This is a genomic window from Bradyrhizobium sp. Kon69 (assembly GCF_055807515.1).
Genome location: NZ_JBVVOS010000010.1, coordinates 74,305 through 86,161, shown reverse-complemented (window position 1 = coordinate 86,161; position 11,857 = coordinate 74,305). Strand labels below are relative to the sequence as shown.

At 62.2% G+C, this 11,857-nt stretch carries 10 protein-coding genes and 1 pseudogene; 8 read left to right on the top strand and 3 right to left on the bottom strand.

Annotation, left to right across the window (positions count from 1 at the left end; genetic code table 11):
- The 7 genes and pseudogenes from AC0L3U_RS15310 to AC0L3U_RS15280 all read left to right on the top strand — a co-directional run bounded on the left by AC0L3U_RS15310 (position 1) and on the right by AC0L3U_RS15280 (position 8,086).
- Positions 1 to 750: an ABC transporter ATP-binding protein gene (locus tag AC0L3U_RS15310; protein WP_473362269.1), complete on the top strand. Its 750-nt coding sequence runs from the start codon at positions 1 to 3 to the stop codon at positions 748 to 750.
- Entirely contained in the window at positions 737 to 2,428 is a 1,692-nt protein-coding gene (locus AC0L3U_RS15305) for an AMP-binding protein (protein ID WP_473362268.1), read from the top strand. The genes AC0L3U_RS15310 and AC0L3U_RS15305 overlap by 14 nt, the downstream gene beginning before the upstream one ends.
- Positions 2,429 to 2,451: 23 nt before the next feature.
- Positions 2,452 to 3,657 carry an ABC transporter substrate-binding protein gene (locus AC0L3U_RS15300; RefSeq protein WP_106945605.1) on the top strand — a complete coding sequence of 402 codons (1,206 nt, stop codon included), beginning with the start codon at positions 2,452 to 2,454 and terminating at the stop codon, positions 3,655 to 3,657.
- Positions 3,658 to 4,223: 566 nt separating this feature from the next.
- Entirely contained in the window at positions 4,224 to 4,634 is a 411-nt protein-coding gene (locus AC0L3U_RS15295; RefSeq protein WP_473362267.1) for a hypothetical protein, read from the top strand.
- Between the two features lie 13 nt (positions 4,635 to 4,647).
- Positions 4,648 to 5,092, top strand: a pseudogene (locus AC0L3U_RS15290) (hypothetical protein).
- Positions 5,093 to 5,094: 2 nt separating this feature from the next.
- Positions 5,095 to 5,820 carry an SOS response-associated peptidase gene (locus tag AC0L3U_RS15285; RefSeq protein WP_473362266.1) on the top strand — a complete coding sequence of 242 codons (726 nt, stop codon included), beginning with the start codon at positions 5,095 to 5,097 and terminating at the stop codon, positions 5,818 to 5,820.
- Between the two features lie 112 nt (positions 5,821 to 5,932).
- Entirely contained in the window at positions 5,933 to 8,086 is a 2,154-nt protein-coding gene (locus AC0L3U_RS15280) for a 3'-5' exonuclease (RefSeq protein ID WP_473362373.1), read from the top strand.
- 257 nt (positions 8,087 to 8,343) lie between these two features.
- Here the strand turns inward: AC0L3U_RS15280 and AC0L3U_RS15275 are convergent, their stop codons facing one another.
- A complete protein-coding gene (locus AC0L3U_RS15275) occupies positions 8,344 to 10,035 on the bottom strand; it encodes a recombinase family protein (protein ID WP_473362265.1) in 1,692 nt (563 codons plus the stop codon).
- 249 nt (positions 10,036 to 10,284) lie between these two features.
- On the opposite strand from AC0L3U_RS15275, the gene AC0L3U_RS15270 reads away from it, so the two are divergent.
- A complete protein-coding gene (locus AC0L3U_RS15270) occupies positions 10,285 to 10,548 on the top strand; it encodes a hypothetical protein (protein ID WP_473362264.1) in 264 nt (87 codons plus the stop codon).
- A 36-nt stretch (positions 10,549 to 10,584) separates the two neighbouring features.
- On the opposite strand, the gene AC0L3U_RS15265 is transcribed toward AC0L3U_RS15270, so the two are convergent.
- Entirely contained in the window at positions 10,585 to 10,893 is a 309-nt protein-coding gene (locus AC0L3U_RS15265; protein WP_473362263.1) for a hypothetical protein, read from the bottom strand.
- A gap of 394 nt (positions 10,894 to 11,287) precedes the next feature.
- A complete protein-coding gene (locus AC0L3U_RS15260) occupies positions 11,288 to 11,593 on the bottom strand; it encodes a hypothetical protein (RefSeq protein ID WP_473362262.1) in 306 nt (101 codons plus the stop codon).
- Between the last annotated feature and the right edge of the window lie 264 nt (positions 11,594 to 11,857).

Genomic DNA, 11,857 nt, shown 5'->3' with positions numbered 1-11,857 from the left:
ATGGACGCGCAACCGATACTTCGTCTAGCCAATGTCGAGAGCACCTACGGGCCGATTACCGCGATTCGCGGCATCAGCCTCGATCTTATGCAGGGGCAGATCGTCACCGTGCTCGGTGCCAATGGCGCCGGCAAGACCAGCATCCTCAAAACCATCTCCGGCGTGCTCGATCCTGTGAAGGGAACGGTCGAGTTCGAAGGGCGCAAGATCCGCTCGATGGAGCCGGACAAGGTCGTCCGGCTCGGCATCAGCCACGTGCCTGAGGGACGCGAGGTGTTTCCGTTCCTCTCCGTCCGCGACAATCTTCGGATGGGCGCCTACATCCGCAAGGACAGCAAGACCATCGCCAGTGATCTGGAGAAGGTGTTCGACTATTTTCCGGTGCTGCGCGAACGGCAAAACCAGCTCGCGGGCCAGCTCTCCGGCGGCCAGCAGCAGATGCTGGCAATCAGCCGGGCCCTGATGAGCCGTCCGAAAGTGCTGCTGCTGGATGAGCCGTCGCTCGGGCTCTCTCCGTTGCTGGTGAAGGAGATCTTCACGATCATCCGCCGGCTCAATGCGGAGGAGGGCGTCGCGATCCTGCTGGTCGAGCAGAACGCCAAGATGGCGCTGGAGACGGCGCATTACGGCTACGTGCTCGAGGTCGGTCGTGTCGTGATGCACGACACCTGCGCCAATCTGCTCCAGTCGGATCAGGTCCGCGAATTCTATCTGGGTATGCACAGTGAAGGTGGTCATGGCGGGCGCTGAAAACGAGGCACTCTCGGCCCGTCTTGCCGCGGCCCTCGCGGCGCACGGCGCGGCGACCGTCATGCGTTCGAAGCGTTACGGGCTCTGGCAGCCACTCAGCGGCACGGAGACCGCGATGCGTATCGCCGCGATCGCGCGCGGCTTGCGTGCCGTCGGTCTGCAGGACAAGGACGTCGCGGGCATCTGCGGCGACACCTGCGCGGATTGGGTGCTCGCCGATCTAGGCATCATGGCCGCCGGCGGCATTTCGGCGGGTCTCGACGCGGACGCCAACGGTGAGGAGCTGGCGCGGCTGGTCAATCTGTTTGAGGTCGCCATTCTGTTCGTCGCCGGCGACGCGCATCTGCACCAGGCGCTCGGCATCCGGGATCGCTGCCCGGGATTACGGCTGATCGTCGTCATGCACGAGCAGTGGGACGACGGCGCGCGCGTGGACCATGTGATGACGCTGGCGGAGCTACAGGCCCGCGGCGCGAGCGCCGAGACGCTTCCTGCGCCTGCCGCGGTCGCGATCACCGCGATCCTGATGACATCGGGCGTTACGGCGCCGGCGCGTGGAGCCCTGCTCACGCAGGCCGCACTCGGCCGGCAGGCGGCGCGGGCCGCCAGTGAACTGCAACTGAGCGCGCGCGACGAGCGCCTGTCGTTGACGCCGCTGCATCATGTGATGGAGCGCGTGGTCGGCGTCTACGCCTCGCTGCTTGCGGGCTGTATCATCAATTTTCCCGAGAGCCGCGAGACCGTGCTCGCCGATCTCAGGGAATTGCAGCCGACCGTCGTGCAAGCGCCGCCACGCCTGTGGGCGAAGCTGAAGTCCGCTGTCGAACTCGCTGCGGCGGAGGCAACGAAGTTTCAGCGCCGCATGGTCGCCCTGGCCGTGAAGCCCGGAAGCGCCGGGCCGAACCTCATTCTCGATGCTCTGGTCCTGACGCCGGTCCGCACACGTCTCGGTCTGTCGCGGGCACGACTGTGCCTCACGACCGGCGCACCGGCGCGCGCCGATGTCGGGGCCTGGTTCGCGGCGATCCGGCGGCCGCTCACCGATGCCTACGGCCAGGCCGAGTCCGGCGGGGCCGTGTCGTTGGTTTCGCATCGCGGCACGTCCAGAACACTCGATGGCGCGAGGCTGGAGACGCTGGCATCGGGCGAAATCCGGCTAAGGTCCGATACGCTGTTTGTCGGCTACGCCGGTGAGACTGCGAACGCGGTCCGCGACGGCTGGTGGCAAAGCGGCGATGTCGTCCATGCCGGCCAACCGCATCCCGCGGGACGTGTCGCGGATCAGCTCGACAGCGGCGCCGCATCGCTCAGAAGCGAAGCCGATCTCGTGACATCGCCCTACGTCGCCGATGCGTTCCTGCATCGCGATGACGAGGGGAGGGTGATCGCTGCGGTGTTGATGGACGCTGATTCGGTCATCAAGTTCGCACAGGACAACAGCATTCCATTCACGCACTTCCTCAGCCTTTGCCGCTCCGACGACATCCGCGCACTGATCGGTCGGGTGATCGCGCAGACCAATGCGAAGGCGCCCGTGAAGATCGACGGTTTCAGCTTGATCGAGCGTTCGCTCGGTCCTGGCGACCCCGAGATGAGCGCCATGCTCGTGCTGCGTAGACGATTGCTGCGTCCTAAAGAACATTCCATGACAGCAAGCGCCATTTCACAGAGCGCATAACCGAAAGCCCAGGGAGGTATACGATGACGTCACGTTTCCTTTTGTCAGCCGCGATCGTCGCGCTCACGGGATTGGCCGCGCAGCCCGCGCTCGCACAGTTCAAGACGCAGGGCGTCACCGACACGGAGATCGTGATCGGCACGCATATGGACCTCTCCGGGCCGATCAAGTCGTGGGGCGTTCCTGCTTCGTCGGGCATGAAGCTCGCAGTCGAGCAGATCAATGCCGCGGGCGGCATCAACGGACGAAAGATCAAGCTCATTCTAGAAGACGACAGCTACGATCCGAAGAAGGCCGTGCTGCAGACGCAGAAGCTAATCGAGCTCGACAAGGCATTCTCGATCGTGTCCGCGATGGGCTCGGCCACGACGCTGGCGCCGATGCCGCTGGTGCAGGGCGCCGGCCTGACCCATCTGTTCCCAATCACGGCCGCCGAATTCACCTTCAAGATGGATCCGGCCAAGCCCGAGGACAGGCTGAAGTTCAACATGTTCAGCCCCTATTACGACACGATGCGCCTCGGCATCAAATACGTGATGGAGAAGAACGGCATCAAGAAGCCATGCATCGTCTATCAGGACGACGAGATGGGGAAGAATTTCACCGATGCCTATTCCGATCAGCTCAAGGATTTGAAGGTGCCCGAGGCCACCCGCGTGTCGTTCAAGCGCGGTGCGACGGACTTCAACTCGCAGGTTGCGCGCATGAAGGCGGACGGCTGCGATCTCGTTGCGCTCGGCTCCGTGGTCCGCGAGTCCGTCGGCATCGTCACTGCCGCCAAGAAGCTCGGTTGGACACCGCTTTACGTGGTGTCGTCGCCGAGCTACGTGCCTGACCTGCACGATCTCGGCAAGGACGCCACCGAAGGCATTTTCGGCGTCGGCCAGACCGAGATTTTCTATCCCGATACGGCGACGGGCAAGGTGAAGGAATTCATCGAAGCCTACCGCAAGATGTTCGGCATCGATCCCAATTTGCAATCGACCTCGGGGTATGACGGCGCCATGGCGTTCGCGTTCTATGCCGGCCTCGCGGGCAAGAACCTGACGACGGATTCTCTCATCGGGGCGATGGAATCCGGCAAGGTCTTCGAAGACATCTTCGGCGGCGCGCCCGTGTCCTTCTCCAGGGACAATCATCTCGGCGTGTCCGCCGCGACCATCGGCCAGATCAAGAACGGCCGCTGGGTGACGATCGCAAAGAATCAGTCGTACAAGAACGAGAAGTAGACGGTTGAGAATGACGGCGATGCCTGAGCTGCGGGGCATCGCCGGTCGAGCTTAGTAGTCGTAGAGTGGTAGAGCACTTGCGAAGCCCATCGTACTTCCGCGAGGGTATGAGCGATAGGTTTCGCTGCGCTCCACCGATCCTACGGCCGTCAGGAATTGTGCTGATACCTTCTTAGTCCTCATCCACCGGGATCACCGTTTCCATGATGTACCGCGACCGCGAGGCAGGAACACCGCGAGGCTGCTAGATCTTCAGGCTTGTCCCAATAACCGACGGGGATTTCTTTTTCCGCAAAGCGCTTGCGAAAGTCCCCTGACGTGACGAACTCCCTCGGATGATATGAGGAACTCGAGCACTTTCCCGGATGGCAATCTTTGTGATCTAAACAATTTACCTGGTCTTTGTATGTCGGTCGGCCCGCAGCGCCGGCAGATGCTGTTCCATCGAAGGCCGAGCTCCTTGCAGTGACACGCTAACCGCCCGCCGATGGGATTGCACTCGCCGCCCGCCGAGTTTCCTGTTCGACGGGGCTAGACTCTCGTGTTCTTGTTGTGTTCTATGAGGCATGACTGACCGCCCCGCAAGCTGGCGCATGCCAACCCGCAAGCAGATGGACAGGATAGCCTCTGCCGGCGGCAGGAGGGCGGCACCGGCACGCGGATTGGCTCCGGAAGACGATCTGCCGCCCGAATACTGGCAGGCGCTTCTTGGCGATGCTCGCGTCGATCGCAATTCCTCCAGTCCCAGGCCGTTCGAATGCCAGCTGCGGTTAGGTCAAATTCCGGCGCATCTACTGCGGGTTGGCTGCCGCCGGTGCGGCCGGACCGTTGAGATCCAGAAGATCGATGCCACTCGCCTGTACGGTCTGGATGCGATCTGGAGGGATGTCGGGCAGCGCCTGCTGGACGGCACGTGTTCACAGCGGACCGGGCGACACGAGGAAGACGGCTGCTGGCCCTCGTACGACGCGCCGTAGCCGGTGGACGTCCATGGCCCCCAAGCACCACCCAACGCCCCTCTCCGGAGGAGACCGCAAGGCCCTCGCCAAGGAGCTCGGACGCGCGCGCGCGATGACGACGATCCTCGCGGTGCAGTCCTCCGAGGCTCGGGGGTGAGGCCTTGATCCGGCAAGCCGACAAGCTTCTTTGCGAGTCGGTCAACGAACGCTGGTGGTCGGACGGTGGCCCCCTCGATCCGTCGCCAACGATCGACCAGGCCATCAACGGTGGCTATAGCTGGCTGCAGATCGAATGCTCGCGCTGCAAGGCCGCTCGCGACGTCGACCTCGCGACCCTCGCCCACCCATCGACGACGTTCGTGCATGACTTGGGGAGCCGCCTGCGCTGCCGGACGTGCGCGAAAGCCGGGAAGCGCCCAGCAGCTACCCTTCTGCAGCTGGCGCAGCGGGCCCGCCATCCGGATCCGGAGACCTGACCTTGTGCAATCTCTACTCCATCACCACCAACCAGGCGGCCATCACGGCGCTGTTCCGGATCGTCAACCAGTATATCAGCAACCTCGCTCCCATGCCTGGCGTGTTTCCGGATTACGCGGCGCCGATCGTGCGGACCGGCGCCGAGGGCCGCGAACTCGCGACCGCGCGCTGGGGTATGCCGTCGTCGTCCAAAGCGCTGATGGACGCCACCAAGAAGCGCGCCGAGAAGCTGCAGGCCAAGGGCAAGGCCGTCGACTTCAAGGAATTGCTCCGGATGGAGCCGGATTCTGGAACGACCAACATCCGTAATGTGAAAAGCAAACACTGGACGCGCTGGCTCGACGTCGAGAATCGCTGTGTCGTGCCGTTCAACAGCTTCAGCGAGTTCAACAAGGCCGAGGGCGGCGACATTTGGTTCGCGCTCGACGAGACCCGTCCGCTACTTTGCTTTGCCGGCATCTGGACCAACTGGACGTCGGTCCGGAAGGTCAAGGAGGGCGAGACTACGAACGACCTCTACGCTTTCCTGACGACGGAGCCCAACGCAGAAGTCGGCGCAATCCATCCAAAGGCGATGCCCGTGATCCTGACGACGCTTGACGAAGTCGAGACCTGGATGACCGCGCCTGCGGAGGAAGCCCTGAAGCTGCAGCGGTCGCTTCCGGACGGAGCGCTCAAGATCGTCGCCCGGGGTCTGAAGGAAGATGCCCCGGCTTCGCCTTCCTAACTCAGCGGACCGAGCGGTCGGCGACTAGGCAGCTGGAGCCGTCGAGGTGCTTGACTTCACTCACACCATTCGAACAAAAATAGAACAAACGATTCCAGCCGCGAAGGTCCGCTTGGCCAAACTGCCGCAACTGCCTGTCTACTATTATCTCGACCATTTCGCCGAAATGCTCGGGTTCGTGCAGCGAACGTACGAACCCGTGCTTGGCCCGGATCATCACGCTTTCATAGCGCGCTTCGAGGGCCTTTCGAGAGATGCCCGATGCCTGTTGATCCGCATGATCAACCGGCGTGGTGCGATATTCAATCGATCCCTGTTCGAGTACCCCGAGATCGACGATATCGAGCAGGCGACGTCGGATCTGATGATGGTCGGTCATGCCCGGGTGCTCGGCGAAGTCGACTACGCCGGGTTCGTCGCGCGTCTTCCCAAAGATGTCCTCTTCACCGGAGCACAGGCGGCTGGGCGCAAAGACGTCCGCAAGTATTGGGCTAAAGCCAAGTTCATCGACTATTATCTCGAACAGATCCCGTTTTCGACGGCCGCGCAGCACTGCGGCGCCCGGAAATTCATCGCTCTCGACGGCACGCGGCCGATCGAATTCCTGCTCTATCTCTACTTCGGCAAGACCGAGGTGAACCTCAAGAACTTCGCGCTGCGGGACTTGGGCCTCCTCCGCACAAACCGCGAGACCGCGTTCAGCGCACGCTTCACGGATGCCGAGGAGGCGCTTGCCTCGTTCCACTACAGCCAGATTCTTGACAGCCTTGAGAACGGATCGGAGCCTGTCCACAGGCGGGCCGCCATCGACGTGCTGTCCGGGCCTGCCTGCGGGACACAGTACGCCAACGACCTCCGGAGCCGAGCGGCTCATCAGACCGGACTCTTCTTCGAGAAAGCGGGCGAGAGCGAACTTGCGCGTCAGCTCTACCGCGCGGGGTGCTCGCCGGACTGCAACGAGCGCCTGGTCCGCCTGCTTTACAATACGGGGGATCGCATTGAGGCCGAAGACCTGCTGCAACGGATGATCGATGACCCCGCGAGCGACGGGGAGCATGTTTTCGCAACTGACTTTTACGCTCGCAAGTTCGGAGGGAGGCGCACAGGCGTCTACACCGAACTGCTGCGGTCCGGGCGCACAATCACCGTCGACGATACCCATCGCGGCAATCCAGAAGCAGGCGTCGCCGGCGTTCTGCGGCGCGAGGGCACCAAGGTTTTCTTCACCGAGAATGTGCTGTGGCATACCCTGTTCGGCCTTCTCTTCTGGGACGAGCTCTTCGAGAGCACCCGGATGCCCAGCGGGTTCGACCGGCTACCCCATTGCCTCAAGGACCGCAGCTTCCGGCGGCTCTTCGCCGTGCCGATCGACGAGAAACTAGCCGCCATCGCATCCGGAGCTTCTCTTCCGTTGATCCTCCGCACCATCGCAGCAAAATGGGGCCGCCCGAATGGGATCTTCAGCTGGGATCATGTGCAAGTGGAGGCGCTCCGCGCGCTGCTCGAAGGATTCGATCCGACCGCCATAGCCGGCATCGTCCGCAGCATGTGCGAAGATTTCCGCGGCATGCGGGACGGTTTCCCCGACCTGATGCTGGTGCAGGACGGCAAAGCGTCCTTCATGGAGGTCAAGGCCGAGGGGGACGTGATCCGCCGCAACCAGCTGACCCGTCTCCGCCAGCTCGGCGCGGCCGGCATCATCGCCGAGATCGGTCGGGTGGATTATCGTTTCGACCCCGAGCAGGACTACGTGGTGGTCGATATCGAGACGACCGGCTCCTGGTCGAATGGCGATCGCATCACCGAGATCGGCGCGGTGAAGGTTCGCAATCACTGTGTCGTCGACGAGTGGCATTCTCTCATCAATCCCCAGCGTTCCATTCCCGCAAAGATCGTTCAGCTGACCGGCATCACGAACGAAATGGTTCGGGACGCACCTTTGTTCGCGGAGGTAGCGGACCGATTCATGGAGTTTATGGGGGACGGCATTTTCGTCGCCCATAATGTCAGCTTCGACTATGGTTTCATGGCCTACGAATTCGAAAGGATCGCGCGGCGCTTCAGATTCCCGAAGCTCTGCACGTGCGCCGGAATGCGGCGGCGCTATCCGGGACACAAGTCCTACGGACTTGGGAAGCTTTGCGAGATATATGGCATCTCGCTCGACAATCATCATCGAGCCTTATGCGATGCGCGGGCGTCGGCGCAGTTGTTGAATCTCATCAACAAGAAGCGGAGCGAAGAGGGGTACCGCGAAGCAGCGTAGCAATTCATAACCAAGCAGGTGCCTGGACTGCGGACGCATCGGAGAATTCTAAAGCTTCCGGCCAAGTTCCACTGCGATCATGTTTATTTCTGATAATACGAAATATCACTTGCTCCGTCGGGCAAAACAGTGGTTCATAGGGCGCTGGTCCTACCAAGACGAAGGAGCCAGCCCGATGGCAAATGATGTCGAGACGTCGTCGGAATTGTCCAAGATTGCGAAGCTGAATGGTGACTTCCGAAGGAATTACGGCACGCTCATCGGAGCGATTTTGTATCTCCGCACCGTGAGCGCCGCCCGCCGAAGCCCTTGGCTCTGGGCCGGCCTGATTTCGATCGCTTTTTCGACGGTGCTGAGCTGGTTGGGGCGGCACGGTTGGTTTTTGCCAGCGTTGTCTTGATGGCACCGAACAATGCCTCCTTTTCCTGGTAAAGCGCGCCCCGATGTCGACGAAGGGAATCAGATGAGAGCCAGACGTAGCGTCCCGACCTCAACGGGGCAGGCAACAGCACGTAATCCTCGATCTCCCGATTCGCCGCATCCAGCCGCATCACGGCAAGTAGGCCCGATGAGATCTGCCTACGGTAGGCTTTCCATTGCGCCGCGTGGTCCTTTCCACGATGCGCCAGTCGTCGCGCGACGAGAAACGAAACTACGCGTGAGCCTCCGACGTCAACCCCTATGGGGTCCGGAACAACAGCAGCGTTGATGTCAAATTCCGTTCGCAGGTCCTCCGCGAGTTCGGTGGCATGCCTCGATTGTTCGGCGGCCCAAAAATCCCGGGTATCAATCCAGTCGCAGTCGCGCGGGGACACATATCCGATCAGCGCATAGGCCTTCCGCAGCGAACCGAAGTGCTTCACGTACGAGGAGACGTGATTGAGACCCAGCGTCGTATTGATGATGTGCGAGTTGAGTTTACCGCGCCGGCGGAGCGTGAGTCGAAGGCGCAGCAGCATCTCTTCTTCCGGAATCTCCACGCGTCGATCGGCCAGCAGCTTCTGCGCGCGAGCGAAGATGCCTTGGTCCACGATAGGCTCGATTCCCGCAGCGCCCCGGACCCAAGCGTTGTCCGGATTCTTGACCAGCTTCTGGCCCAAGCGTCTTGAGGTGCGATTGTAGACGGTCTTGCCGATGTAGTTCTCGTTCCCGAGAATGGTGGGTATCATGCCGTCGGTCCAGGGCCGACGGTTGTGATTGGCGATGCCGGCGTCGTTCAGTTGGCGACTGATGTCGCTGTAGGACTTCCGGCAGTTGACGAACTGATCGAAAATCTCCCGGATCACGGCGGTCTCTTCGGCCGATCCGTGCTGCAGCCGAACGCGATCCGATTGCAGAGCCTTGAATTGCCCCTTTTCGAGACGGGCCTTCGGATGCTCGCTTTCGTCGACCATCAAGCGTCGGAGGCCGTAGCCGACTGGAGCGCCAACGCGGTACCCAAGGCTCGCGACCCGGCAGTGTCCCGCGTGCACCTTGACGGAGAGCTCCCGGCTCCACTCGGCGGCCATCCCGCGCTTCAGGCTTTTTGCGATCCCGGAAACGAAGGTGCCGTCGTTCTTGAAGATCTCCGCGCAGTATTCGACCTGGACGCCGCTCCGCTTGCACAGGAATTCGTAGTAGGCACTCTCGTCGACATCCTGGAACCGGCCCCAGCGACTGACGTCGTAAACGAGGATGTGGTCGAAATCGGCTCGACCCGACTGAACATCTTCGATCAGCTCGATGAGACTAGGACGCCCCTTGATCCGGAGTCCGCTCCGGCCCTCGTCGCGATAGGTGCGCACAATCGTGAGCGCGTTCGTCTCGGCATAGGCGGCGATGGCAGCCATCTGGTTCGCGATCGAGTAGCGCTGGAGCTCTCTCGACATTCGAACGTATTGCGCAGCACGGCCCGCCCGGGATCGCCTCGCCAAGCTTGTCCCTTTGGGAACAACGAGCCAGTTACCCATGCACCCCTCCTGCCACGTCGGAGGTACCTGCGAGTGCAATTACACCTTTCACGGTCGGGATAGCAATGCCGAGCAGCCTGCCGGGGCACTGGGGCGCACCTCATGCCGGCACCGGAAGGTGGCGTTGTGCACAGCGCCGCGGAACACGGGGACAAACCTCAGCCCTGCCGATTGCGAATCCCTGCTGCGTGCTAACCGCCCGGAACGAGAAGACAGGCGAATGGATTCGTCCCGTTAGGAGCAAGCTCGATGCTGATGACGAAGGAAAGACGGCCGGCGATCAGAACGCTGCGCGGATGGGCGCTCAGCCTTCTGCAGGAGGCGGGCGCCATCCACGAATGCGAGGAGCACGGCTGGGCAAAGGACCGGGCCGACCCTCACGCGCGCGAGCGCGCGTTGGACATCGCGAGGCAGGAGCCGCCGGACGGCTTGTCTCCGGATCAGGCTGTCGCCGAGCTGCGCGGAATGCTGGATTCGATCGGCGATACCTGCCCTGAATGCCCGTCGGACTGAACCGCACCAACACCCACGGTCCGATGCCGCTGTCGATCAAGGGACCAGGGGCGCCACCATAGTGCCAAGATGCTCGGCAGCGGCGCGCACCCGGCCAGCGTGCTTTCTCCGCTGCTCCGCGAATTCCGCCGCATCTACCGACGAACGCACCTTGTAACCAGCCGCCGTCAAGCGGGCACAAACCCGCGGCAATGCCGCAGCAGTCGTGTCGTCAGATTTTGCCTCAAGGCCGATCAGTCCATTCAGATCGTCGATGAGGCGCAACCCTTCGCTTCGAAGGAGGATCGCCAGCGCTCGGCTCTCGCGGTCCTCGATCAGCAGTTCGAAGATCAGTGCGAGGTCCATTATGGCTCCGAGCGTTGCAGGCCAGCCCGAGCCTACGCCGACGGATCGGAAATAGATCAGCGATGGATGGGAAGCATGGCTCTGCAGGACGGTGGCGCACCAATCGCGTCCCCTGTGAAGCACGCGCCTGACCTCCTCCGAGAGTCGAGATCGGCATAACGCTCGAGCAGTCCGAGAGCCGAGGGCGGCTGACCCGCAGCCGTCGTAAGTTTGAGAATTCCGGCATCGCGGCGGGAAATGCCTTCTTGCACCTGCAGCAGGTATGTGACGGCCATCGTCAGGACCGAAAGACCCGAAAGGCCGGCTAAGACCAGGGCCCAGCGGGCCGGACCGTGGGCCTCGATGCCGCTCAGTCCCACCGTGCACAACGCGCTTCCGACGATGAACAGTGCCTTCAGGAAATCAGCTGGCGGCGCGAACCAATCGCCCAGCGCATGCGCGATGAGCCGAAGCCCAGCCACAGAAGGACCATCCAGATCAGGAAGGAGCCCATGAGGATCGCCGGCGCAAAGCTGGTGGAAACCCCGCTCTTGCCGCGGCGGACCCACTTCCAAACCGGAAGCATAATGGCGAGCAGCCGCCGCGCCACGCGTAGCGCGCCTCGGCTCTCACCGGGCACCACCACCGTATCGAATACATCGCGAAGGGCGAGAACGACCAGGACAATTCCTGCGATGATCTCGACCGTCTGTATGATCATGGCGCGCCACCAGGCGAGATCTGCTCGAACTCGTCACAACTGGCCGCGTGGAAGATTTGCAATCCATCCCAACAGGCCAGAACCAAGGTCAGGACCGATCCTGCGGAGCTCCTTCTCCGGCTATCTGCTCGTCGGACCAAATGCATCGGCGCATTTTCAATTGAACAGCACCAACCGCGCGGTGCCGGGGCCGTTCCTATGCACACGTGCTTGAGGCCACCCTGCTCGCCCAGAGCGCCCTCATCCGTGCTCAAGCTCTACTGG

Excerpts from the sequence above, each read along its gene's own strand:
- AC0L3U_RS15305 (WP_473362268.1), top strand. The coding sequence starts at position 737 with ATGGCGGGCGCTGAAAACGAGGCACTCTCGGCCCGTCTTGCCGCGGCC.
- AC0L3U_RS15270 (WP_473362264.1), top strand. The coding sequence starts at position 10,285 with ATGCTGATGACGAAGGAAAGACGGCCGGCGATCAGAACGCTGCGCGGA.
- AC0L3U_RS15300 (WP_106945605.1), top strand. The coding sequence starts at position 2,452 with ATGACGTCACGTTTCCTTTTGTCAGCCGCGATCGTCGCGCTCACGGGA.
- AC0L3U_RS15260 (WP_473362262.1), bottom strand. The coding sequence starts at position 11,593 with ATGATCATACAGACGGTCGAGATCATCGCAGGAATTGTCCTGGTCGTT.
- AC0L3U_RS15295 (WP_473362267.1), top strand. The coding sequence starts at position 4,224 with ATGACTGACCGCCCCGCAAGCTGGCGCATGCCAACCCGCAAGCAGATG.
- AC0L3U_RS15265 (WP_473362263.1), bottom strand. The coding sequence starts at position 10,893 with ATGGACCTCGCACTGATCTTCGAACTGCTGATCGAGGACCGCGAGAGC.
- AC0L3U_RS15275 (WP_473362265.1), bottom strand. The coding sequence starts at position 10,035 with ATGGGTAACTGGCTCGTTGTTCCCAAAGGGACAAGCTTGGCGAGGCGA.
- AC0L3U_RS15310 (WP_473362269.1), top strand. The coding sequence starts at position 1 with ATGGACGCGCAACCGATACTTCGTCTAGCCAATGTCGAGAGCACCTAC.